The organism is Aquabacterium sp. (genome assembly GCF_021768455.1).
GTDB lineage: Bacteria > Pseudomonadota > Gammaproteobacteria > Burkholderiales > Burkholderiaceae_C > Aquabacterium.
This window is the reverse complement of the sequence record NZ_JAIZVX010000036.1, coordinates 1-23041: the sequence shown is the minus strand read 5'-3', so window position 1 is coordinate 23041 and position 23041 is coordinate 1. Positions and strand designations below refer to the sequence as shown.

24 protein-coding genes, 1 tRNA gene and 1 pseudogene are annotated in these 23041 nt (G+C 65.6%); 16 read left to right on the top strand and 10 right to left on the bottom strand.

The annotated features are described in order from the left end of the window. Positions 1 to 82 precede the first annotated feature (82 nt). The 5 genes from tatC to hisI form a co-directional block, all read right to left on the bottom strand. On the bottom strand, positions 83 to 874 hold the full coding sequence (gene tatC / locus QZ994_RS07095; RefSeq protein ID WP_290870211.1) for a twin-arginine translocase subunit TatC: 792 nt from the start codon (positions 872 to 874) through the stop codon (positions 83 to 85). Between the two features lie 15 nt (positions 875 to 889). Further along, entirely contained in the window at positions 890 to 1366 is a 477-nt protein-coding gene (gene tatB, locus QZ994_RS07090) for a Sec-independent protein translocase protein TatB (protein WP_290870208.1), read from the bottom strand. Continuing rightward, on the bottom strand, positions 1363 to 1599 hold the full coding sequence (gene tatA / locus QZ994_RS07085; RefSeq protein WP_290870205.1) for a Sec-independent protein translocase subunit TatA: 237 nt from the start codon (positions 1597 to 1599) through the stop codon (positions 1363 to 1365). The genes tatB and tatA overlap by 4 nt, the downstream gene beginning before the upstream one ends. A 163-nt stretch (positions 1600 to 1762) precedes the next feature. Further along, positions 1763 to 2125, bottom strand: a complete 363-nt coding sequence (locus QZ994_RS07080) for a phosphoribosyl-ATP diphosphatase (protein WP_290870202.1) — start codon at positions 2123 to 2125, stop codon at positions 1763 to 1765. Positions 2126 to 2133: 8 nt separating this feature from the next. After that, positions 2134 to 2526, bottom strand: coding sequence for a phosphoribosyl-AMP cyclohydrolase (hisI, locus tag QZ994_RS07075; protein ID WP_290870199.1), 393 nt, complete (start codon positions 2524 to 2526; stop codon positions 2134 to 2136). 113 nt (positions 2527 to 2639) lie between these two features. Between hisI and pdxA the strand changes: the two genes are divergently transcribed. Next, a complete protein-coding gene (gene pdxA / locus QZ994_RS07070; RefSeq protein ID WP_290870197.1) occupies positions 2640 to 3752 on the top strand; it encodes a 4-hydroxythreonine-4-phosphate dehydrogenase PdxA in 1113 nt (370 codons plus the stop codon). Between the two features lie 22 nt (positions 3753 to 3774). Here the strand turns inward: pdxA and QZ994_RS07065 are convergent, their stop codons facing one another. Together QZ994_RS07065 and mscL are read right to left on the bottom strand one after the other, a co-directional pair. After that, positions 3775 to 6348: a DUF1631 family protein gene (locus tag QZ994_RS07065; RefSeq protein ID WP_290870195.1), complete on the bottom strand. Its 2574-nt coding sequence runs from the start codon at positions 6346 to 6348 to the stop codon at positions 3775 to 3777. 113 nt (positions 6349 to 6461) lie between these two features. Further along, positions 6462 to 6884, bottom strand: a complete 423-nt coding sequence (gene mscL, locus QZ994_RS07060; protein ID WP_290870193.1) for a large conductance mechanosensitive channel protein MscL — start codon at positions 6882 to 6884, stop codon at positions 6462 to 6464. 238 nt (positions 6885 to 7122) lie between these two features. Here mscL and petA point away from each other — a divergent pair, with 238 nt between their 5' ends. From petA to QZ994_RS07020, 8 genes are all read left to right on the top strand, one after another. Then, on the top strand, positions 7123 to 7719 hold the full coding sequence (gene petA, locus QZ994_RS07055) for a ubiquinol-cytochrome c reductase iron-sulfur subunit (RefSeq protein ID WP_290870190.1): 597 nt from the start codon (positions 7123 to 7125) through the stop codon (positions 7717 to 7719). Positions 7720 to 7733: 14 nt separating this feature from the next. Continuing rightward, positions 7734 to 9137 (top strand): cytochrome bc complex cytochrome b subunit, encoded by a 1404-nt coding sequence (locus QZ994_RS07050; RefSeq protein WP_290870187.1) that lies wholly within the window; start codon positions 7734 to 7736, stop codon positions 9135 to 9137. A gap of 21 nt (positions 9138 to 9158) precedes the next feature. Continuing rightward, the gene (locus QZ994_RS07045; RefSeq protein WP_290870184.1) at positions 9159 to 9920 is read left to right on the top strand and encodes a cytochrome c1; all 762 of its coding nucleotides are present in this window, start codon (positions 9159 to 9161) and stop codon (positions 9918 to 9920) included. A 133-nt stretch (positions 9921 to 10053) separates the two neighbouring features. After that, positions 10054 to 10668: a glutathione S-transferase N-terminal domain-containing protein gene (locus tag QZ994_RS07040; RefSeq protein WP_290870182.1), complete on the top strand. Its 615-nt coding sequence runs from the start codon at positions 10054 to 10056 to the stop codon at positions 10666 to 10668. 22 nt (positions 10669 to 10690) lie between these two features. Next, a complete protein-coding gene (locus QZ994_RS07035; RefSeq protein WP_290870179.1) occupies positions 10691 to 11296 on the top strand; it encodes a ClpXP protease specificity-enhancing factor in 606 nt (201 codons plus the stop codon). Positions 11297 to 11326: 30 nt separating this feature from the next. Continuing rightward, a tRNA-Thr gene (locus QZ994_RS07030) sits at positions 11327 to 11402 on the top strand. Between the two features lie 135 nt (positions 11403 to 11537). Continuing rightward, positions 11538 to 12299, top strand: a complete 762-nt coding sequence (locus QZ994_RS07025) for an SAM-dependent methyltransferase (RefSeq protein ID WP_290870176.1) — start codon at positions 11538 to 11540, stop codon at positions 12297 to 12299. A gap of 99 nt (positions 12300 to 12398) precedes the next feature. Continuing rightward, positions 12399 to 12767, top strand: a complete 369-nt coding sequence (locus QZ994_RS07020; protein WP_290870173.1) for a hypothetical protein — start codon at positions 12399 to 12401, stop codon at positions 12765 to 12767. A 21-nt stretch (positions 12768 to 12788) separates the two neighbouring features. Here the strand turns inward: QZ994_RS07020 and QZ994_RS07015 are convergent, their stop codons facing one another. From QZ994_RS07015 to QZ994_RS07005, 3 genes are all read right to left on the bottom strand, one after another. After that, entirely contained in the window at positions 12789 to 14213 is a 1425-nt protein-coding gene (locus tag QZ994_RS07015; RefSeq protein ID WP_290870169.1) for a TolC family outer membrane protein, read from the bottom strand. 28 nt (positions 14214 to 14241) lie between these two features. Next, the gene (locus QZ994_RS07010; protein ID WP_290870166.1) at positions 14242 to 14895 is read right to left on the bottom strand and encodes a protein-L-isoaspartate O-methyltransferase; all 654 of its coding nucleotides are present in this window, start codon (positions 14893 to 14895) and stop codon (positions 14242 to 14244) included. Between the two features lie 158 nt (positions 14896 to 15053). Beyond that, a complete protein-coding gene (locus tag QZ994_RS07005) occupies positions 15054 to 15794 on the bottom strand; it encodes a TetR/AcrR family transcriptional regulator (protein ID WP_290870163.1) in 741 nt (246 codons plus the stop codon). A 129-nt stretch (positions 15795 to 15923) separates the two neighbouring features. Here QZ994_RS07005 and QZ994_RS07000 point away from each other — a divergent pair, with 129 nt between their 5' ends. The 7 genes and pseudogenes from QZ994_RS07000 to QZ994_RS06970 form a co-directional block, all read left to right on the top strand. Next, on the top strand, positions 15924 to 16847 hold the full coding sequence (locus QZ994_RS07000) for a histone deacetylase (RefSeq protein WP_290870160.1): 924 nt from the start codon (positions 15924 to 15926) through the stop codon (positions 16845 to 16847). 8 nt (positions 16848 to 16855) lie between these two features. Next, positions 16856 to 17296, top strand: a complete 441-nt coding sequence (locus QZ994_RS06995; protein WP_290870158.1) for a thioesterase family protein — start codon at positions 16856 to 16858, stop codon at positions 17294 to 17296. A gap of 9 nt (positions 17297 to 17305) precedes the next feature. Then, entirely contained in the window at positions 17306 to 18052 is a 747-nt protein-coding gene (locus tag QZ994_RS06990) for a nitroreductase (RefSeq protein WP_290870155.1), read from the top strand. 186 nt (positions 18053 to 18238) lie between these two features. Next, on the top strand, positions 18239 to 19870 hold the full coding sequence (locus QZ994_RS06985; protein ID WP_290870152.1) for a 3-(methylthio)propionyl-CoA ligase: 1632 nt from the start codon (positions 18239 to 18241) through the stop codon (positions 19868 to 19870). Between the two features lie 284 nt (positions 19871 to 20154). Further along, a complete protein-coding gene (locus tag QZ994_RS06980; RefSeq protein ID WP_290870150.1) occupies positions 20155 to 21390 on the top strand; it encodes a branched-chain amino acid ABC transporter substrate-binding protein in 1236 nt (411 codons plus the stop codon). Between the two features lie 171 nt (positions 21391 to 21561). Beyond that, the gene (locus tag QZ994_RS06975) at positions 21562 to 22587 is read left to right on the top strand and encodes a branched-chain amino acid ABC transporter permease (protein WP_290870147.1); all 1026 of its coding nucleotides are present in this window, start codon (positions 21562 to 21564) and stop codon (positions 22585 to 22587) included. Between the two features lie 5 nt (positions 22588 to 22592). Next, a pseudogene (locus QZ994_RS06970) lies at positions 22593 to 23041 on the top strand (branched-chain amino acid ABC transporter permease); the annotation flags it as partial.

Below are 23041 nucleotides of genomic sequence, written 5' to 3'. Positions count from 1 at the left end.
GATCCAAACGACGAGGGCCCTGAAGTTCATCAGGGCCCTCGCTGTTTGGGTTGGCAGCGCAACCGGTGTGCGCCCTGTGTCTTCAGGATTTGGCCGCGTCGGCCTCGGCGTCGGGTGCCTGCGTGTGCTTCACGAACAGCGTGGCGGCCCAGATGCCCAGCTCATACAGCAGGCACATCGGGATGGCCAGGGCCAGTTGCGACACCACATCGGGCGGTGTGACCACGGCGGCGATCACGAAGGCGATCACGATGAAGTAGCTGCGGAAGGACTTGAACTTCTCGACCGAGACGATGCCCATGCGCGCCAGGATGACCAGCACCACCGGCACCTCGAAGGCTGCACCAAAGGCCAGGAACATGTTGAGCACGAAGCTCAGGTAGGCCTCGATGTCGGGGGCCGCGGTGATGCTCTTGGGCGCAAAGCTCTGGATGAACTTGAACACCTGCCCAAACACGAAGAAGTAGCAGAAGGCCACGCCCGCAAAAAACAGCAGGGTGCTGGAGATGATCAGCGGCATCACCAGCTTCTTTTCGTGGCTGTAGAGGCCTGGCGCCACAAAGGCCCACACCTGGTAGAGCACCACCGGCAGTGCCAGCATGAAGGCCGCCAGCATCGTCACCTTGATCGGCACCATGAAGGGCGAGATCGGGTTGGTGGCGATCAGCGTGGCACCCTTCGGCAGGTGCGCCACCAGGGGGGCGGCCAGCAGGTCGTACAGCGCCGAGGGCGAGGGGTAGATGGCCAGCACGAGGAAGGCCACGCCGATGGCAATGACCGCCCGGATCAGGCGGTCACGCAGTTCGATCAGGTGCGAAACGAAGGGCTGCTCGGTGCCGCCCAGTTCGTCCGGATTGGGGTTGGAGTCGCTCACAGGTGCTCGGTGGGGTCAGTGGCCATGGTTTGCCGGCGGGCGGAAACGGGCCACGCGGGCGGCCCCCGACTGGGCGTGTCGGCGGATCCCGTGGGTTTGCTTGTACCAGAGCGGCATCGCCGTGCGCTTGAGGCGCCAGTTCTTGCGCTTCGGGGTGGGGCTGCCGTAGTAGGGCGTGCTGTAGCCGAGGGTGTCCTCGGTGCTGGCGCTGCTGCCTTCGTGGCCGCTGAGGGCGTCGCTGGCCTCGTGCAGCGTCTCGTTGAGCGATTGGCCGAAGCCTTGCGCCGCCGAGTCGATGTCCGTCTTCATCTTCTTGAGTTCCTCAAGTTCGATGGAACGGTTCACCTCGCTCTGCACCTGCGACACGTAGCGCTGGGCCTTGCCCAGCAGCACGCCCACCGTCCGGGCGACCTTGGGCAGGCGCTCCGGACCGATCACGATCAGGGCCACGGCCCCGATCAGGGCCAGCTTGTCGATGCCGAAATCGATCACGACTTGGTCTTGGCTTCCACGTCAACCGTGTTGGCGTCGGTGCGGGCGGTGTTGCTCACCTGCTGAGCCGGGGCTGCGGGCTGTTCGGCGGTGCCGCCGTCCTTCATGCCGTCCTTGAAGCCCTTGACGGCCGCACCCAGATCGGTGCCGACGTTCTTGAGCTTCTTGGTGCCAAACACCATCACCACGATCACCAGCACGATCAACCAGTGCCAAATGCTGAACGAACCCATGTTCTCTGCTCCAAAAGGGCCTCATGCCCCAAAACCAAAACGAGGAGAAGGGGCCGGGGCCGCCTTCTTGCGAATCTGAATCTGTCTGCCCGGATCTTAGACCGCCCAGCCCACCACGGCGTCAGGAAGGTCAGGGTGCCGGGCCACCCTGTGTGCCATCGCCTCAGCCTTTGCGTGAAGCGAATTCCACCAGGCCGGATAGCCCTTCTCTGCGGGCCAGTTCGGCCACCACGTCCTGCGGCTGCAGGCCGAGATGGGCCATCGCCACCATGCTGTGGAACCACAGGTCGGCCAGTTCGCCCACCAGCGCCTGGCGCGCTTCGGGGGAGGCGGGTGCCGCGGCGAGGTCCTTGGCCGCCAGCACGGTCTCGGTAGCCTCTTCGCCCACCTTCTTCAGGATGGTGTCGGTGCCCTTGTGGAAAAGGCGCGCGACGTAGCTCTTGTCCGGGTCGCCGCCCTTGCGGGACTCGATGACCTCGGCCACACGGGCCAGCACGTCCAGCGTGCTTGCGGGGGACTCGCTCATGGAACTGCTCATTTGCTGTAGATGTGGGCCGGGTCCTTGAGGACGGGCTCCGTGTTCACCCATTGGCCATTTTCGTACTTCTGGAAGAAGCAGCTGTGACGGCCGGTGTGGCAGGCGATGCCGGGTTCGTGACCGAGTTGCGTCACACGCAGCAGCACCACGTCGTTGTCGCAATCGAGGCGAATGGCATGCACTTTCTGGGTGTGGCCCGATTCTTCGCCCTTGTGCCACAGCTTGTGGCGCGAGCGGCTGAAATACACGGCCTCGCCCAGTTCGGCGGTGCGTGCCAGCGCCTCGCGGTTCATCCACGCGAACATGAGCACGTCGCCGGTGCTGTCTTCCTGGGCGATCACGGGCACGAGGCCCTTGTCGTCCCACTTGATGTCGTCTAACCAGGTCATAGCCTGCGAGTGTAGCAACCGCAGTGCCAGCCGATGCCCCCTTTGGCCGGGTGGGTAGACAATCGCGTCATGTGCATATTCAGCCGGCCGCGCCTCCGCGCAGCCGATTTCCCATGGCGCCTTTTGTTCGCAACCCCTCACTGAACCCCGCTCAGGTCGCTGGTGCCGTGCGCCTGGCGCTCACCATGGGCGACGCCTGTGGCATTGGGCCCGAGCTCATCGCGATGTGGTGGCGAGCGCAGTGCCAGGTTCTTGCGCCGGACGCGCCCATGGCCCTGGTGATCGGCTGCCCGGCCGTCATGCGCCGTGCCATGGCCCTCATCGGTGCCCCGGCCGAAGCGCTCGTCACGCTGAGCGATCCTGCTCAGGCCTGGACGCTCTCGGCCGGACAACTCGGGGTCTGGGCCCCGCCTGGGTTGCCGGTCGACGTGGTCGAGGCGCCCCTGGGTCGGGTCGACGAGCGTGCAGGCCGTGCCGCCGCCGCCTGCATCCGGGCGGCCGTGCGCCTGGCGCAATCGGGTGAGGTGGAGGCCATCGTCACCGCGCCCCTTCACAAAGAGGCCCTGGCCCTGGCGGGCGAGTCCTACCCCGGTCACACCGAGTTGCTCCAGGCGGAGGGCGCTCACCCTGGTCAGCCGCCCGCACCGGTCCGCATGATGCTGGCCAACGACGAGCTCAAGACGGTGCTGGTCACCATCCACGTCTCGCTGCGCCAGGCCATCGAGCAGGTCACCACCGCCTCGGTGCTGGAAACCCTGCGCATCACCCATGCCGCCGCGGCCAGCTGGGGCGTGGTCCAGCCCCGCATCGGGGTGGCCGGTCTCAATCCCCATGCGGGTGAGGGCGGGCTGTTCGGCACGGAAGAGCTCACTGTCATCGGCCCCGCCATCGAGGCGGCCCGTGCCCAGGGCATCAACGCCATTGGGCCCCTTGCCCCCGACACCGTGTTCATGCGGGCCCGCCATGCCCCGCCGTCTCACCCGGGTGAGTTCGATGTGGTGGTGGCGATGTACCACGACCAGGGTCTGATCCCTGTGAAGTACATGGGCCTGGACCAGGGCGTGAACGTGACGCTGGGCTTGCCCTTCGTGCGGACCAGTCCGGACCACGGCACGGCCTTTGACCTCGCAGGCACCGGGCGTGCCGATGCGGCCAGTTTCACGCAGGCGGCGCGGGTCGCGGTGCAGATGGTGACCGGGCGTCGGCAGGGGATGGCGGCGGGCTGAGCGCTCGGCCGGCCCGGCGCGATCAGGCTGCCGACTTGATCCGCTGGCCCTGCCCTAGCGCGGCCAGCTGACGGCGGGCGCGCACGGTGGCGCGTTCGAGCAATTCAGCCTGCTCGAAGGCCTTGAACCGGCCGGTGTCGCACATCTTCGCCAGCGTGCGGGCCGTCAGCGAGATGGTCTTCTTGTGCAGGTGCCCCTGGGTGAAGATGAAGAAGGTCCGGCCTTCGCTCACCCAGGTCAGGCGCACTTTTTTCCATTCGCCCTGCATCATCATCTGGTAGGCCGTGCCCTTCTGGATGTGGTGCACCAGTTGTGGGCCGGCGGCGGGCGGAGGGGGGGCATCCAGGTTGATGTCGACCTCGCTGAGCGTGGGGTCCGCGCCGACGGCCGGGGCATCCAGGTCGATGTCCAGGGGCTCGTTCGAGATCGCCGCCTCCGGCACAAAGCCCGCCTGCTGGATCTCGGCACTCGACAGGGCCGACACCACCGTCAGCACGGGTGGTGTCCGCGTGTCGGCCATCAGGGCTGCAGGCAGCGGGTCGTTGGCGGCCTCCTCCCGGCTGGGAATGGCAATCTGCTCGACCTTGTTCAGGCGCTGCTCCAGCATGCGCACTGTCAGGTCGTGTGGTGGCGGTGCCTTCAGGCATTCGGCATGGGCGGGCAGCAGCTGCGAGAAAAAGGCCTGCTTGGCCTCCTCCGACCACTGGATCAGGGCCAGCCCCTCGTTGAGGTCTTTCATCAGCTGCGGCAGTTTCAGCAGGAAGGCCTTGCGCAGCTGGGGGTGGCCCTTGGGTTGCACGCTCAGCGCCAGTTCGTGGCCGGCCTTGCGCATGCGCAGCGCAAACGGGGAATGGGCGCCATCGCGTGCCGAAGCCATCACCTGCACCTGGCTCCAGATCTGGGCGATGAAATCGCGCACGAAATCCGGCATGTCCACATCGGCCAGCTCCCGTCGCAGGATCTGCATGTAGCGCTGCTGCACACGCAGGTCCGCCTCCTTGCCGCTGAGCAGGGCCGCCACGGCGGCGTTTTCGGCGTTGTCCCGATGGGCTTCCTGTTCGATGAAGGCTTCCAGCTCTGCCAGCTTGGCCTCGTAGAGGTCCATGCGATCGAAGTCGCCGTCGACGATGTCGTTGACCAGGGCGGTGACCTGCCGCAGGCAGGCCTGTCCAGCGTCGTCGGCCTGCTCGCCAAAGGCCGCCGAGAGCGTGGCGATGCGGTTCACAAAGCGCCGCACCGGGTGCTTGCGCGAGTTGAAGAAACCCATGTCCCCGAGGGCCACGCGCAACACCGGCATCTGCAGGCGGGCGATCTGACGGGCCATCTCGGGCGCCACCTTGGGGTCCGAGAGCACCTGATCAAACAGCGCGGCGACGATGTCGATCACCATCTGATCGAGCGCCGCTCCGCCGCTGGCCCGCACCAGTTCCTCACGGTGGGCGCGGATCAGGTTGACGGCCATCAGAGGGCCGGCAAAACCGCCTGCGGCTTGTGGGGAGGCGTCGCCCGGCTGGCTGTGGCCCCAACCGGGGGGCAGGGCGTCTTCGCCCGTGGGCATCAGTGCCGAGCCGTCGGCCATGCCAGGGCCCTGGCTGATGCGGCGCAGCAACTGCTGGAAGTCCCGCTGGGCCGCCAGGGCGGTCGGGCTCGTCTGGCCACCCAATGTCCTGAAGCCCATGGGCGAGGGGCCATCCAGGGGGGCGCCGGGCAGCGAGACACCAAACATCTCGCCCAGCGCCTGTGCAGCACGCAAGTGGGCCTCCTGGCTCATGGGGGTATGGTGGCCAACCTGCGGTCTGGGGGCATGGTGGCTGGTGTCGCTGCCAGGGGGGCTCAGGTGACCGGGCTGGGTGCTCTGCAGGTGGAATTCGCCGTTCACGCTGCCCTGACCGGTGGCCGGGCCGCTGGTGCTGTGTCCACCGTGCCGACTGCGCTGCACGGACAGCCCCTGGGGTTGGACCCCCAGCTGGCGCATGTCCGAAACGATCAGCGTGTAGGCCTTGCTCAGCTCACTGCCCAGCACCCGGGTCAGCTGCTGCCCGATGACTTCGGCAATTTCCGGATCGGGTTCGATCTGGCTCAGCGCTGCGAGCAGGGCCTGCGCCACCTGTTGGGGCCGGAAGGCATTGCGTTCGGGGTGGCTGTCCTGCAGCAGGCCCGCCACATGGGCGTTCAGGGCGTCGAGGGCGGCGTCGCAATCGTGGGCCAGGGCCTGTGCCAGCCGGTCGGCGCTCACGCCGCGCTCGACCTCGGCGTTGTCGACCAGGGACAGGGCATCCCAGTCGGTGTCGGTTCGGGGCAGGGCGCCTGGGGCCGATGGCGATCCATGGCGCGCCGTCAGGGCTTGGCCGGCGTGCTGGCGTGCCGGCTGGAGGGCGCGTTCTGCAAAAGCGCTGGCAAAGGCCTGATGCAGCCCTGCGCCTTTCAGACCCAGGGTGCGTTCAGCGTTCATCAGCAGCTGCCGTTGCTGGTTGCTGGGCGCCGACAGGGCCATGGCGGGCAACTGGGTGCCCAGCCGGGTCAGCGCATCCGACAGGGCGGCCTGCACCCGGCTGGCGCCAGCTTGCAGGACGGATTCGAGTCGGGGATCGGTCACGTTCGAGGCCTCAGATCAGCTTGCCCGGAGCCTGAGGCAGTGTGCCCAGGCGCGCTCCCAAAATGGAGTGGCTTTGATCGTTGGGATATCGGCCGATCCCCGGCCGTCTTTCGTCAGCGTTTCAAATTGTCACGAATCTCGCGCAGCAGCAGGATGTCTTCCGGTGTGGGCGCCGGTGCAGCCGGTGCGGCTTCGGGTTCGGCCTTTTTCAGACGGTTCACCTGCTTGATCATCATGAAGATGATGAAGGCCAGGATGATGAAGTTCAGGGCCACGGTCAGGAAGCTGCCGTAGGCGAACACCGCGCCCAGCTTCTTGGCTTCGACCAGGGTGAGACCGGCGGGCTGGTCTGCCAGCGCCACGTAGTAGTTGCTGAAATCCAGCCCACCCACGACCTTGCCAACCAGCGGCATGATGAGGTCGTTGACCATCGAATCGACGATCTTGCCAAAGGCGCCGCCGATGATGACGCCCACGGCGAGGTCGATCACATTGCCCTTGACGGCAAATTCCTTGAATTCCGAAGCGATGCTCACGCTGCTCTCCTGATGGGTGAAATGGGACAGCTGGCACTGTAGGCGAGATTTCAGGCGCTGCCGCCTAGCCGTTCCGGCAGGGGGCGGGCCTCTTTCTGCGGGGGGGTGTGGTGAAAATGTCTCGTGGATGCGGCGCCGGTGTCTGAGTGCCCAGGGCCGCTTTCTGGTGAATACCCCCACAGCGTCCGTTAGAATTCTAGGTTGTCCCCATTCAAAGTCATCGTCCTCAAGGATCACCATGAGCAATCAGCCAGTGGATCAAAGCCGTCGAACTTGGGTAACCATGGCCTGCGCCGCCGGTGGCGTGGGTGGCGTGGCCACCGTTGTTCCCTTCGTCTCGACCTTCCAGCCATCTGAGCGCGCGAAAGCGGCAGGCGCAGCCGTCGAAGCTGACATTTCCACCCTCAAGCCCGGTGAGATGATGACGGTGGAATGGCGCGGCAAGCCCGTCTGGATCATCAAGCGATCGCCCGAGCAACTGGCCTTGCTGGGCAAGCATGACAACGAATTGGCCGACCCCAAGTCCGAGCGCAAGCTCGAGATGACCCCCGAATACGCACGCAACGAACACCGCTCCATCAAGCCCGATGTGATGGTGGCCGTGGGCATCTGCACCCACCTGGGTTGCTCGCCTTCGTCGAAGTTCACCGCCGGCCCGCAGGCCTCCCTGCCGGACGACTGGCCGGGTGGCTTCCTCTGCCCCTGCCATGGCTCGACCTTCGACCTGGCCGGTCGCGTGTTCAAGAACAAGCCGGCTCCGGACAACCTGGAAGTGCCGCCCCACATGTACCTGTCTGAATCCAAGCTGCTGATTGGTGAAGACAAGAAGGCCTGACAGGAGACAACAAGATGGCTGAAATGAAGCAAGCGCCCGCTGGCGCTTCTGCTGGCGAGCAACTCCTCAACTGGGTGGACAACCGCTTCCCGGCGTCCAAGCTCTACAAAGAGCACCTGTCTGAGTACTACGCACCCAAGAACTTCAACTTCTGGTATTTCTTCGGCTCGCTGGCCTTGCTGGTGCTGGTGATCCAGATCGTGACCGGCATCTTCCTGGTCATGAACTACAAGCCTGATGCGGCCCTGGCCTTCGCCTCGGTCGAATACATCATGCGCGACGTCCCCTGGGGCTGGCTGATCCGCTACATGCACTCCACGGGTGCCTCGGCGTTCTTCGTCGTGGTGTACCTGCACATGTACCGCGGCCTGATCTACGGCTCCTACCGCACCCCGCGTGAACTGGTCTGGATCTTCGGTTGCCTGATCTTCCTGTGTCTGATGGCAGAGGCCTTCATGGGCTACCTGCTGCCCTGGGGCCAGATGTCCTTCTGGGGCGCCCAGGTGATCATCAACCTGTTTGCCGCCGTGCCCTTCGTCGGTCCTGACCTGGCCATCCTGATCCGCGGCGACTACGTCGTGGGCGATGCCACCCTGAACCGCTTCTTCTCGCTGCACGTGATCGCCGTGCCACTGGTCCTGCTGGGCCTGGTGGTCGCACACATCATTGCGCTGCACGAAGTCGGCTCGAACAACCCGGACGGCGTCGAGATCAAGCAGGGTCCCAAGGATGCGAACGGCCACCCGCTGGACGGCGTGCCTTTCCACCCCTACTACTCCGTGCACGACCTGCTGGGCGTCGGTGGCTTCCTGTTCTGCTTCACGGCCGTGATCTTCTTCATGCCCGAGTTCGGCGGCTACTTCCTGGAGTACAACAACTTCATCCCGGCCGACCCGTTCAAGACGCCCCCGCACATTGCGCCGGTCTGGTACTTCACGCCCTTCTACTCGATGCTGCGTGCCACCACCGACCAGATGGTCACCGTGCTGTGCCTGATCATCGGCGCTGCGGCCGTCCTGAACCTGATCAAGGGCAAGGGCGATGGCAAGTTCAAGGTGGCTGCCCTGGTGGGTGCCGCCGTGGTGATCGGCCTGCTCAAGACCTTTGAGGCCAAGTTCTGGGGCGTGGCCGTGATGGGTGGCGCCGTGGTGATCCTGGCCGGTCTGCCCTGGTTCGACAAGAGCCCGGTCAAGTCCATCCGTTACCGTCCGAACTGGCACAAGATCGTCTACGCGGTGTTCGTGGTGAACTTCGTGATCCTGGGTTACCTGGGCGTGCAACCGCCTTCGGAAATCGGCAACCTGGTGTCCCAGGTCGGCACCCTGCTGTACTTCGGCTTCTTCGTGCTGATGCCTTTCTGGAGCCAGATCGGTACCTTCAAGCAGGTCCCTGATCGCGTGAACTTCAAGCCCCACTGATCGCCGCAGGAAAGAACAACCATGAAAAAACTGCTTGCCTCTTTGCTGGCCGCCTTCGCCCTGGTGTCGGGTGCGCAGGCTTCGGGCGGAGCCCTTGTCCTCGACAAGTTCCCGGCTGAACGCGTCACCGACATGGCCGCCCTGCAGAATGGCGCCAAGATCTTCGCCAACTACTGCCTGAACTGCCACGCTGCTGCCTTCATGCGCTTCAACCGCCTGAAGGACATCGGCCTGACCGAACAGCAGATCAAGGACAACCTGCTCTTCCCGACCGACAAGGTGGGCGAAGTCATGAAGGTGTCTTTGGACTCCAAGGATGCGAAGGCCTGGTTCGGCGCCGTGCCACCCGACCTGACCCTGGTGGCCCGCTCGCGCGCCAGCCACTCGGGCACGGGTGCCGACTACCTCTACACCTACCTGCGCAGCTTCTACCGTGACGACGCCCGTCCGACCGGCTGGAACAACCTGGTCTTCCCCAACGTCGGCATGCCGCACGTGCTGTGGGAACTGCAGGGCCAGCGTGCCGCCAAATTCGTCGAAGTGGACGATGGCCACGGCAAGAAGGAACACAAGTTCGAGGCGTTCGAAGAGCTGACCAAGGGCAAGATGACCGCCCAGGAATTCGATTCGAACATCGCCGACCTGGTGGCCTACCTGCAGTGGATGGGTGAGCCGATGCAGACCCAGCGCACCCGCCTTGGCGTGGGCGTGCTGCTGTTCCTGGCGATTTTCACCTTCATCGCCTGGCGCCTGAATGCGGCCTTCTGGAAAGATGTGAAGTGATTCAGGCGCGGTCCTGCTGAGCGATCAGCGGGCGCGTCCCTGGCGCAGTGATCCTCCTTGCGAGGTCACTGCGCTTCGTTGTTTGTGGTGCACCTCACCACCTGCCTCTTTTGACTCTTAGGAGCCCACCGCCATGATGGTGCTTTACTCCGGTACGACCTGCCCCTATTCGCATCGTTGCCGTTTTGTCCTGTTTGAAAAGGGCATGGATTTCGAGATCCGTGACGTCGACATCTTCGCCAAGCCCGAAGACATCGCCCTGATGAACCCCTACAACGAGGTGCCCATCCTCGTCGAGCGCGACCTCATCCTGTACGAGTCGCACATCATCAACGAGTACATCGACGAGCGTTTCCCGCACCCGCAGCTGATGCCCGGTGACCCGGTGGCCCGTGCCCGCGTGCGCCTGTTCCTGCTGAACTTCGAGAAGGAACTGTTCGCCCACGTGAACACCCTGGAAGGTCGCGGTGGCGTCAAGGCCAACGACAAGCAACTGGAAAAGGCACGCTCGCAGATCCGCGATCGCCTGACCCAGCTGGCCCCGATCTTCCTGAAGAACAAGTACATGCTGGGCGACGATTTCTCGATGCTCGACGTGGCCATTGCCCCGCTGCTGTGGCGCCTGGATTACTACGGGATCGAGCTGTCGAAGAATGCCCTGCCGCTGTTGAAGTATGCTGAGCGCATCTTCTCGCGCCCGGCCTACATCGAGGCGCTGACGCCATCCGAGAAAGTGATGCGCAAGTGATTCGTCACTGGCCTGAATGAGCATGTCCACAGACCAAGAAGCCCAGGGTTCGTCCACACGGCCCTATCTGATTCGTGCCCTGCACGACTGGTGCACCGACAACGGGTTCACACCCTACCTGGCGGTGTACGTGGACCGCTCCGTTCAGGTGCCGCAGGAATACGTCAAGAACAACGAGATCGTGCTCAATGCCAGCTTCGAGGCGACCAGCCAGTTGCAGCTCGGCAACGAGTTCATCGAGTTCAAGGCGCGTTTCGGTGGCATGGCCCGCGACATCTCCGTGCCCGTCGACCATGTGATCGCCATCTATGCCCGCGAAAACGGGCAGGGCATGGCGTTCCCGGTGCCGACCTCCCTCGGTGGCGACGGCGTCGATGCGCCCACCTCCACCGGTGAGGTGGTGGAAGGCGTGCATGGCGACGAGACCGCGGGTGGCACCGCGGGCGAGGCCCGACCGCCTGCGGGCGGTTTGCGACTGGCGCGCGGCAGCAAGCCCGCCGCGGCGCCGCGCACCGGTCCCAAGGCCGTGGACACCCCTGCGGTGGTGCCGGCCGAAGGCGACGGTGGCGAGCCGCCCGACACCCCGCCCACGGGCGGAGGGCGTCCGGCCTTGCGACGGATCAAGTAAGTCCGTCAGAGCATGTAGAATGCACACGTGGCCGGCTTAGCTCAGTTGGTAGAGCAACCGCCTTGTAAGCGGTAGGTCGTCAGTTCGAATCCGACAGCCGGCACCACGCACACGATGAAACCCAGCGCACCGAAGCGTGCCCTGGGTTTTTTCTTGCGCGCGCCGAACGATTGGCCCGGTTGACGAGGCGACGCCCGATGCCGTGCGGCGTGTCGGGCCGGGATCTGTGAAGGTCCGCCCCATGCCGGGTTACCTGGTGAAACACGAGCAGGTGGCCCTTTCGGGCACGCCTGCGCTCCACATCCGCTCCTTGCTGGACCGTCAGCAGTACGCCGATCCGCTGGGGGAGGCCGAAGCCCTCGGGATCTCGTCGGCCACCTGGCCTTTGTTCGGGCTCTTGTGGCCCTCGGCCCAGCAGTTGGCCACCTACATGGCCGGCCGGCCCAGGGTGGACGGTGAGCGTGTTCTCGAGGTGGGTTGCGGCCTGGCGCTGGCCAGCATGGTCTGTCACCGCCTGGGTGTCGACGTGACCGCGAGCGACTGCCATCCCCTGGCGGGCGCCTTCCTGCAGGAGAACCTGCTCCTCAATGCGCTTTTGCCCCTGCCTTACCGCCACGGAGACTGGGCGGCAGACCCTTTGCTCGCACCTCGGGAGGGGCGCGCGCGCGTCGAGGGGCAATTCAACGTGATCATGGGCAGCGACGTGCTGTACGAACGCGACGATGGCGGCTGCCTGGCGGCCTTCATCCAGCGCCACGCCTGTGCGGTGGCCGAGGTCTTGATCGTGGACCCGAACCGGGGCAACCGATCGGCCTTCAACAGGCAGATGGCGGCCCTGGGTTTTGCCCTGGAGGACCTGCCACTGGTGCAACCGCTGGCCGATGGCTCGGCTTACAAAGGGCGCCTGTTGCGCTACCGCCGCACGGCCTTGCTGGCGGCGGATCAAGCGGGCGAGATCGGGCCTGATCAGGCGATCGGGCTGGGGGGCATTGCGGTGCAATGAGGCCTTGCCCGCGGATTGTGCGCGCTGGAGTCGGGGCAATCGGGTGGGCGAGGCGCGCCCATCACGACGTGGACCGCGCGACAGGCATGGGAATTCGACATGGGCTGGGCAGCACAGGCCGCGACCGCGGTGTGGGTGATGGCGATCCTGATGAGCGCGTCGCTGTGGTGGCGCCGTCAGCAGGATGGCGCGGCACAGCGCGGGGTCAGCTGGCACTGGGAGATCGTCTATGTCGAGGACTCGGGCGAGCTGCTCCTGAGCACCGTCCAGGTCCTGGGGGTGGACACCCGCACCCGCCGACTGACCGCGTGGTGCAGCCGCAGTGGCCGAGAGCGAGAGTTTCGCCTGAGCCGCATCGCACGCGCGCAGGATCTGCAGAGCGGTCGCAGCGTGAACCTGTCGCGCTGGCTGGCCAGGGTCTCAGCCTCTGGGCGCCGTGCGGTTCACCGGCCCATGACCCCTCACTGAGGGTGGCAAGCCCTCGACGGATCAGGGGGCGACCGGGCCGAGCAGTTTGTTGAGTTCGAGCAGGTCGTCGGCCTTCAGCGAACCACTGGCCTGACGCAGCTTCACGGTGCCGACGATGACGTCGTAGCGGGCCTTGAAAAGGTCTTTGCGGGTGCTGGTGAGCTGGGTCTGGGCGTCGAGCACGTCCTTGTTGATGCGAACCCCGACGCGGTAACCGAGCTGGGTGGCTTCCAGGGCCAGTTTGGCCGACGATTCAGCGGCCTCGTAAGCCTTGACCTGGGCCAGGCCCGATTGCACGCCAGAGAAGGCCTGGCGCGTGAGCAGGGCCACGCTGCGTTTGGCGTTGTCGAGGTCTCGTTCGGACTTGTCCTGCAGTGCCAGGACTTCCTTGACGCGGTTCTGCACGGCGAAGCCGGCGAACAGGGGCACGTTCAACTCCAGGCCGACCGAGGCAGAGGTGCCGGCGCCGGCGCTGGTCTTGACGGTGGAGGAGGCGGTGTCGAGCTCGGTGCGGCCGACGTTGACCACGCCGTCCAGTGTGGGCAGGTGGCCTGCTCGGGCCTTGCTGATTTCGGTCTGGGCGACCTTGAGGGCCACTTCGGCCTTGCGCACCAGCGGGGCCTGCTCGGTCAGGGCGACCCAGTCGGCCATCTGGCCCGGGGCCAGCTGGTCCAGCGAGGCCGGTGCGCGCAAGGGGTCAGGGCTCACGTTCTGGCGGCCCACGAGCTGGTCGAGCGCGATGCGCTTGACGTTGAGGTCGTTGGTCGCGGCGATTTCCTGGGCCGAGGCCAGGTCGTGGCGGGCCTGGGCTTCGCGTGTGTCCGTGATGGTGGCGTTGCCCACTTCGAAGCTGCGCTTGGCAGCCGCCAGCTGTTCTGCCAGGGCCTTCTTGTTGGCCTGTGTGGTGGCCAGCACGTCCTGGGCGGCCAGCACGTCGAAGTAGGCCTGTGCCAGGCGCACGGTGAGATCGTCTTCGGCGATCTTGAGGTCACTCTCGCTGACGAGGAGCGACTGTTCGGCCTGTTCGATCTTGGCGGCGTTGCCCGCGTTGTAGAGCGACTGCCGCAGCGACACACCGATCTTCCTGGTGGTGCTGCTGACGTTATTGGTGGTCTGCCCCAGGTAGAGCGCGGCCGCAGGCGACACGGGTTCGGAGGAGTCCAGGTGGCTGCGCGTCAGCGTGGCCTGGGCATTGACCGAAGGGCGCTGCAGGGCATAGGCCTGCTGAACCTGGTACTGCACGGCGTCGGCCTGGGCCTTGGCCGAGAGGTAGGCGGCGTCGTAACCCTTGGCGGCCTGCAGGAGGTCTACCAGGGAGTCGGCCTGGGCGGCCCCGAGGCCCGAGATGCCCAGCACGCCCACGGCGGTGGCGCGCAGGAGAGGGCGCCATGCCGATGCGGCGCGACGGCCGACGGGCAAAGACGTGCTGGGGGCATGCTTGGGCATCAGGAACTTCCTCAGGGCGTGGGGCGGATCAGAACTGGAATCGGCTGGGTTCGGCAAAGCCGCTCAGGCGCGAGGCGACGGTGTCGAACAGGCTTTGGCTGCTGAACTGGGTGTCGCTGACACGGGTGTGCAACACGGCCTGCATCACCGGTTCCTGGCCCACGATGGCCAGCAGGCGGCCGCCGACCTTGAGCTGGTCGAGCAGGGCCTGGGGCACGGAGGGCACCGAGCCGGCCAGGAGGATGGCGTCGTAAGGGGCCTGGGCGCTGAAGCCGGCGGCGCCATCGGCCTGCACGATCTCAGCGTTGCTCACGCTGGCCTGGCGCAGGTTGGCGCGTGCCGTTGCAGCGAGTTCGGCATCGGCTTCGAGGCCGATCACACGGCGGGCCTTGTGCGCCAGCAGGGCTGTGACATAGCCGTTGGCCGCACCCACGTGCAGCACGGTGTCGTGCTTGCTGAGGTTGAGGTCCTGCACCAGGCGGGCTTCGACGCGAGGGGCCAGCAGGTGGCGGCCTTTGCCTACGGGGATTTCCAGGTCCATGAAGGCCTGGCCCTTGTTGGCAGCGGGCACGAAATCTTCACGGCGAACGATGGAGAGCAGGCTCAGCACAGAGGTGTCCAGGACATCCCAGGGGCGGATCTGTTGCTCGATCATGTTGAAGCGGGCTTGTTCGACGTTCATGCTGGGCATCCTACGGGTGTCGGTATGGAATGGAATCAGGGGAAAAACGGCATTTTAAGAACTGCCGCAGATTTGGGGGAGCGTGGGCGCCACATTCTGTGCGCGCCCCAGGTGTCTGGCACGGTGGGTGGGGCAGGAAGAAGGGTCCGCGCGATGGTTCAGGGTGGGACCCGCACCGTGAGTCCGTTGAGGAGCAGGTCCAGCTGGTCGACCAGGAAGCGGCCAGGCTCGATGGCGACGGGCATGCTGGCGCACACGGACATGCTGTGCCGGTGGAGAACCAGGAACTGCACCGGTGCGATCAGGGCCTGCACCACCGAGGCCACGTCCACCGGGCGGAACTCGCCGCGGTCGATGCCGCGTTGCACGGCCCGCCCCAGCAGCGCGTGGCAGGGCTGGATGACCTGTTCCATGTAGAACTGGGCCAGTTCGGGGAAGTGCCGGGACTCGGCCAGGATCAGCACCAGCAGGCCCGCGGCCTTGGAGTCGCCCACACGCGCCCACCAGGTGTCGACCAGCACACGCAGCAGCTCGCTGGATGAGCCCTGGAATTGGTCGAAGATGTCGGTGCCTTCGGCGATGACCTCGGTCAGGTAGGCCTGGACCACGGCCTTGAACAGTGCGTCCTTGCTGGGGTAGTAAAGGTAGAGCGTGCCCTTGGAGACACCGGCTAGCTTGGCGACGTCGTCGGTGCGTGTCGCAGCCAGGCCCTTTTCCACGAAGAGGGTGAGGGCCGCTTCCAGCAGTTCCTGCGGGCGCGCCGCCTTGCGCCGCTGGCGCACGCCGGGCAGGCGCGGGGCGATGGCCGCAACGGCCGCGGCGATCGGGCAGCTGGGGCCGGGCTCGCAGACAGACCGGACGGACAGCGAGGGCAGGGGGGAGGCTTTGGCGCGGGGCACGGAGCAAAAATAACTGACTGATCGGTCAGTAATGTAGCCCCGGGATGCGAGCCGGGTCAATCGCTGTGCACGGTGACCAGGGGCCCCGTTCGTGATGGTGGCCACGCTGCCAGGCGCTAAGCTGCCACCATGCAGGCCTTCTACAGCGACCACGTTCAGCCCGATCTGCCGCCGGGGCACCGTTTCCCCATGCAGAAATACCGCCTGTTGCGCGAGCAGGTCCAGGCCACCTTGCCGGCCGTGCGGCTCCGCGAGGCGCCTCAGGCCTCCGAGGCCGAGCTCACCCTGGCCCACGACCCGGCTTACGTGCAGGCTGTGCGCGAAGGCACGCTGAGCCCGGCGCAGCTGCGCGAGATCGGTTTCCCCTGGTCGCCTGCGCTGGCCGAGCGTTCGGCCCGTTCGGTGGGGGCGACCGTGGCCGCCAGCGACGCGGCATGGGCCGAGGGCGTGGGTGTCAACCTGGCGGGGGGCACCCACCATGCGGGTGCCGCACAGGGCAGCGGTTTTTGCGTCTTCAACGATGTGGCCGTCGCCATCCGCCGGGCGCAGGCGCAACGCCCTGGTCTGCGCTGCGTGGTGATCGACCTCGATGTGCACCAGGGCAATGGCACGGCCGACATTTTCACGGGCGATGCCAGCGTCTTCACGCTCTCGCTGCATGGCGACAAGAACTTCCCCTTCCGCAAGGTGCCCAGCTCGCTGGATGTGCCCCTGCCCGATGGTTGCGACGACGCCGCTTACCTCTGCGCGCTGGACGAAGCCTTGAGCGCCCTCGACGCCGAGCACGCTCGGTCGCCGTTCGGCCTGGCCTTTTACCTCGCCGGTGCCGATCCGCACGAGGGTGATCGCCTGGGTCGATTGAAGCTCACGGCCGATGGTCTGTCGGCGCGCGATGAGCGTGTCTTCGCCCTGACCGAGGCCTGGCGCGTGCCCACCGCCATGGCGATGGCGGGTGGCTATGGCCATGAACTGGCGCCCATGGTGGCGGTGCAGGCGCGCAGCGTGGCCCTGGCCCTGGCCTCTTGGCAGCGGCGCCAGACCGTTCGTGAATAATGGGTTGCATGGACAGACCGCAACCCCAGGCCCGGGCAGCCTATGCCCACTTCAGCCCCATCACCACGAGGTGGATGGACAACGACATCTATGGCCACGTCAACAACGTGACCTACTACAGCTACTTCGACACGGCGGTGAACCGCTACCTGATCGAAGCCGGTGTGCTCGACATCCACGGTGGTGCCGTGATTGGCCTGGTCATCGAGACCCACTGCAATTACTTCGCCCCGCTGGCCTTCCCGAAGAACGTGGAGGCCGGCATCCGCGTGGCCCACATCGGCAAGAGCAGCGTGCGCTACGAGATCGGGTTGTTCGAAGCCGGTGAGGCGCTGTCGGCCGCCAGCGGGCATTTTGTGCACGTTTACGTCGACCGCCACACCCGCCGCCCCGTGTCCCTGCCCGATGACTTCCTGGCCGCCTTGCGCAGCCTGCAAGTCGCTGCCTGAAAGCCCGCCATGAGCCACCCCGCTTCCCAGCCCCGCGCCCAGGTCGAGATCACGCCCGCTCACACGGCGGCCGTGGACGAGGCCATCACCTCGCGCCGCTCCATCCGCCGCTTCCTGCCCACCCCGGTGCCCCGCGAGGTGATCGAAGACATCTTGCGTGTGGCCTCGCGTGCGCCCTCCGGTACCAACACCCAGCCCTGGCGGGTGCATGTGCTCACGGGGGCCGCCCGGCAGGGCCTGGTCGACAAGGTGACCGCGGCCTTCCTGGGCTCGGGCCTGGTCGATCACCACCAGGCGCCGCACAAGGAGGAGTACGACTACTACCCCGCCCAGTGGGTTTCGCCCTACATCGACCGCCGTCGCAAGGTGGGCTGGGACCTCTACGGCCTGCTCGGCATCACCAAGGGCGACACCGAGCGCATGCGCGCCCAGCAGGCTCGCAACTACGCCTACTTCGATGCCCCCGTGGGCCTGGTCTTCACCATCGACCGGGTCATGGGCCGGGGCAGTTGGCTGGACTACGGCATGTTCCTGCAAAACATCATGGTGGCCGCCCGCGCACGGGGGCTGGACACCTGTCCGCAGGCCGCCTTCAACCAGTTTCACGCCGTGATCGAGGCCCATCTGGGGCTGGATCCCGACAAGGAAATGGTGGTGGTGAGCATGGCCCTGGGGCATGCCGATCCCGAGGCGCTGGACAACACCCTGCTGACCGAACGCGAGCCCGTGTCGGGCTTTGCGCGCTTCATGGAATGACCCTGGGCGCACGGCCTGCGTGCCCCGTCGAACGCTGGCTGTTCCTTCGGGACATCCCCTAGGAACAGCACCTTCGCACCCGGTAAAAACAAACCTATGATGCAGTGCATCTGACCTGAATCGTTTTCAGATATGGATTCGGCGGGTCAGGCACGCAGTCCCTTGTTTTTGCCGGAGGTCGATTCCATGAGCCTGATGGGCCAAATGATGCACATGCCCTTGCTGATCTCGTCGCTGCTCACGCACGCGGCCCGACACAACGGCGATACCGAGATCGTGTCCAAGCGGGTGGAGGGTGACATGCACCGCTCCAACTGGGCCGAGGTGGGCGTGCGCTCGCGCAAGCTGGCCCAGGCCCTGGCCCGGCTGGGTTGCGAGCAGGGTGACCGCATCGGTACCCTGGCCTGGAACGGCTACCGCCACATGGAGATCTACTACGGCGTGTCGGGCTCGGGCCTGGTCTGCCACACGATCAACCCGCGCCTGTTCCCGCAGCAGGTCGCATGGATCGTCAACGACGCCCAGGACAAGGTCGTCTTCGTGGACCTCAACATCCTTCCCCTGGTCGAGAAGCTCGCGCCGATGATGCCCACGGTGAAGCATGTTGTGCTGATGTGCGACCGGGCCAACATGCCGCGCGAAACGGCCCTGCCGAGCCTGCTGTGTTACGAAGACCTGATCGCCGCCGAAGACGGGGCCTACGAGTGGCCCACCTTTGACGAGAACACCGCCGCCAGCATCTGCTACACCTCGGGCACGACCGGCAACCCCAAGGGCGCCATCTACTCGCACCGCTCGACCGTGCTGCACGCCTTTGCCGCGGCCCTGCCCGATGCCATGTGCATCAAGGCCACCGACGTCATCCTGCCCGTGGTGCCCATGTTCCATGTCAACGCCTGGGGCCTGCCTTACGCGGCCGCCATGGTCGGCTGCAAGCTGGTCTTCCCGGGGCACCACCTCGATGGGGCATCGCTCTTCAACCTGTTTGAAGAAGAGAAGGTCACGATGAGTGCCGGGGTGCCCACCATCTGGCTGGGCCTGCTCAACCACGTCAAGTCCAACAACCTCAAGTTCAGCACCTTCAAGAGCACCGTGATCGGTGGCGCGGCCTGCCCGCCCGCCATGATCCGGACCTTCGAAAACGACTTTGGTGTCGAGGTGGTCCACGCCTGGGGCATGACCGAGCTCTCGCCCCTGGGCACCCTGGGTCGCCTCAAGACCAAGCACGCCAGTTGGAGCACCGAACAGAAGCAGAAACTGCTGGAGAAGCAGGGCAAGTCGGTGTTCGGGGTGGACATGCGCATCGTCGATGCCGATGGCCAGGTCCTGCCCTGGGATGGCAAGTCCGCCGGCGACCTGGAGGTGCGGGGCCACTGGGTGGTCAGCGGCTACTTCAACATCGACAAATCGCCGCTGCACGATGGCTGGTTCCCCACGGGTGACGTGGCCACCATCGACCCCGATGGCTACATGCAGATCACCGACCGCTCGAAGGACGTGATCAAGTCCGGGGGCGAGTGGATCAGCTCCATCGACCTGGAGAACGTGCTGATGGGGCACCCCGCCGTGCACGAGGCCGCTGCGATCGCTTGCGTGCACCCCAAGTGGGACGAGCGCCCGCTGATGGTGGTGGTCAAGAAGCCGGGTGCGGAGGTCACGGCCGCCGAGCTGATCGCCTTCTTCGACGGCAAGATTCCCAAATGGCAGACGCCGGACGACGCCGTGTTCGTGGACGAGATCCCGCACACGGCCACGGGCAAGATCTACAAGCTCAAGCTGCGTGAGGCCTTCAAGGACCACAAGCTGCCCACGGTCTGAGCCGGCTCAACCCGACGCGGCGGCCGCCTTCGTCACCCCGCACACAGGCGCCTTCGGGCGCCTTTTTCATGCCGACGCAGCGGTGGTTTGGCGGTCGTTCGTCACGGTCTGGTGCCGGGTTCGCGGGTATGCCCGATGGCCCGCGTCGGATCGTGGCGACAAGCCGCGCGAAGCCCGATGGCAAAGGCGCCATCTTGCGGGTCATCCCTCAAACGGCCCCCGGGATGCGGGGGGTAAATTGGTCTGGCTTCAAGCCCTTTCCAACGACCGATGAGGAGCCTGCAATGAGTTTCAAAGTTCGTGCACTGAGCGTGTTGGTGACCGCATCCCTGAGCGCCGGTGCAGCCCTGGCTCAGAAGGGTGAGACCGTGAAGGTGGCCTGGATCGATCCGCTCTCGGGACTGATGGCCAGCGTGGGCCAGAACCAGCTCAAGAGCTTCCAGTTCGTGGCCGAGAAGCTCAATGCCGGCAACCCGGCGGGTGTGAAGTTCGAGATCGTCAGCATCGACAACAAGCTGAGCCCGGCCGAGTCGCTCAATGCGCTGAAGTCGGCGGCCGATCAGGGGGTGCGCTACATCGTGCAGGGCCTGGGTTCGGGTGCGGCTACGGCCCTGGTCGATGGCGTGAACAAGTACAACGAACGCAACCCGGGCAAGGAAATCGTCTTCCTGAACTACGCCGCGGTCGACCCGGACCTCACCAACAGCAAGTGCAGCTACTGGCACTTCCGTCTGGACGCCGACACCTCCATGAAGATGGAGGCGCTCACGACCTTCATCAAGGATCAGAAGGACGTGCAGAAGGTCTACCTGATCAACCAGAACTACGCACACGGCCAGCAGGTTGCCAAGTACGCCAAGGCCAACCTGCAGCGCAAGCGCCCCGACATCCAGATCGTGGGCGATGACCTCCATCCCCTGGCCCAGGTGCGCGATTTCACGCCCTATGTGGCCAAGATCAAGGCGTCGGGTGCCGACACCGTCATCACCGGCAACTGGGGATCCGACCTGGCCCTGCTGGTGAAGGCTGCCAACGATGCCGGCCTGACCGCCAAGTTCTACACCTACTACGCCAACTTCGGTGGCACGCCCACGGCGCTGGGCAAGGGTGCCGATGGGCGCGTCTTCCAGGTGGGCTATGGCCACTACAACATGGGTGGCTTCTATGGGGGGCTGCTGAGCGAATTCAAGAAGCGGTTCAATGACGACTACTACTCGGCCGCCACCTACAGCGCCTTGACCATGCTGGCCACGGGCATGGCCCAGGCGAAGTCGACCGACCCGGTCAAGGTGGCTGCGGCCATGGAAGGCCTGAAGTTCAAGAGCTTCAATGGCGAGGTCGAGATGCGCAAGGCGGATCACCAGTTGCAGCAGCCGCTCTACATCGCACGCTGGCAGCAGCTCGATGCCAAGAACACCTACGACACCGAAGGCACGGGCATGACCTTTGCCCCGATGAAGTCCTTTGACGCCTATGTGTCGAGCACGCCGACCTCGTGCCAGATGAAGCGGCCGTCCTGAGCCGTGCGGGCGGGGCTTGGCCCTGGTGCGGCCCGCGTGTCGCAGCCATGAGGCCGCCGCCCTGACAAGGCAGTAAAGCCGGCGGGCCTGTGTGGCGTCCCATCCGCCTGCTTGTTTCCGGCGCCACCCCCTGCACGCGGCCACCGCGGCAGGGGGATTCTTCCGACGACCATGGAAACCTTCTTCGTCTTTTTACTGAACGGGATCAGCTACGGGTTGCTGCTGTTCATGCTGAGCTCGGGCCTGACCCTGATCTTCAGCATGATGGGCGTGCTCAACTTTGCCCATGCGAGCTTCTACATGATCGGGGCCTATGCGGCCTTCACGCTCACGGGCCTGATCGGCTTCTTCCCGGCGCTGATCGTGTCGCCCCTGCTGGTGGGCCTGTTGGGAGCGGCCTTCGAGCGCCACTGCCTGCGCAAGGTGCACGCCCATGGCCATGTGCCCGAACTGCTCATCACCTTCGGCCTGACCTATGTGGTGCTGGAGGTGGTGCGGCTGGTCTTCGGTCCGGCCAACGTCGACTACCGCATCCCCGATGCCCTCAGTGGCCCCTTGTTCACCTTGGCAAATGTGAAAGGGCAGGGTCTGGCCTGGCTGGCCGGCGCGGGCGACCCGGCCATTTGCGGCCCGGCGGCAGGCAACTCCTGCACCCAGTTCCCCATCTACCGCGGCTTCATGGCCCTGGTGGCCTTGGCCATGCTGGGCTCGCTGTGGCTGCTGCTCACGCGCACCCGCATCGGGCTGATCATCCAGGCCGCGCTCACCCACCCGGAGATGGCCGAGGCCCTGGGCCACAACGTGCCCCGCGTGATGATGGGCGTCTTCGGGGGCGGCTGTGCATTGGCGGGGCTGGCCGGTGTGATCGGGGGCAATGCCTTCGTGACCGAGCCCAACATGGCGGCCTCGGTGGGCGCCATCATCTTCGTGGTCGTGGTGGTGGGGGGCATGGGCTCCCTGGCCGGGGCCTTCCTGGCCTCGCTGCTCATCGGCCTGATCCAGACCTTTGCGGTGGTGATCGACGTGTCGGTCGTCACGCTCATGCAGGGCATGGGCCAGACGGTGAACTTTGACCACTGGGCCTACCCGCTGCTGAAGATCACCGTCTCGCAGATGGCGCCCATCCTGCCCTATCTGCTCCTGGTGTTGATGCTGATCCTGCGGCCCAAAGGCCTGCTGGGCACGCGCGAGGAGTGAGTCACATGAGCCGAGCCATGTACGAATTCAAGCCCATCAACCTGGGGCGATGGGTGATCTGGAGCCTGTTTGCCCTGGTGCTGTATGCGGCGCCGAAGGTCTTCACCAGCAGCCTCTCGCTGACCATGCTCTCGCAGATCGGCTACCTGATCATCATCTGCCTGAGCTACAACATGCTGCTCGGCCAGGGCGGCATGCTGAGCTTCGGCCATGCGGTCTACACCGGGCTGGGCTCGTTCATCGCCATCCATGCCATGAACATGGCCGGCAAGGGCATGAGCATCCCGGTGTCGCTGATCCCCATCGTGGGCGGGCTGGCCGGCATGGGCTTTGCGGCCTTGCTCGGCTGGGTGACCACCAAGAAATCGGGCACCACCTTCGCCATGATCACCATGGGCGTGGGTGAGCTGGTGGCCTCCATGGCCTTGATGCTGCCCGACTTCTTTGGCGGCGA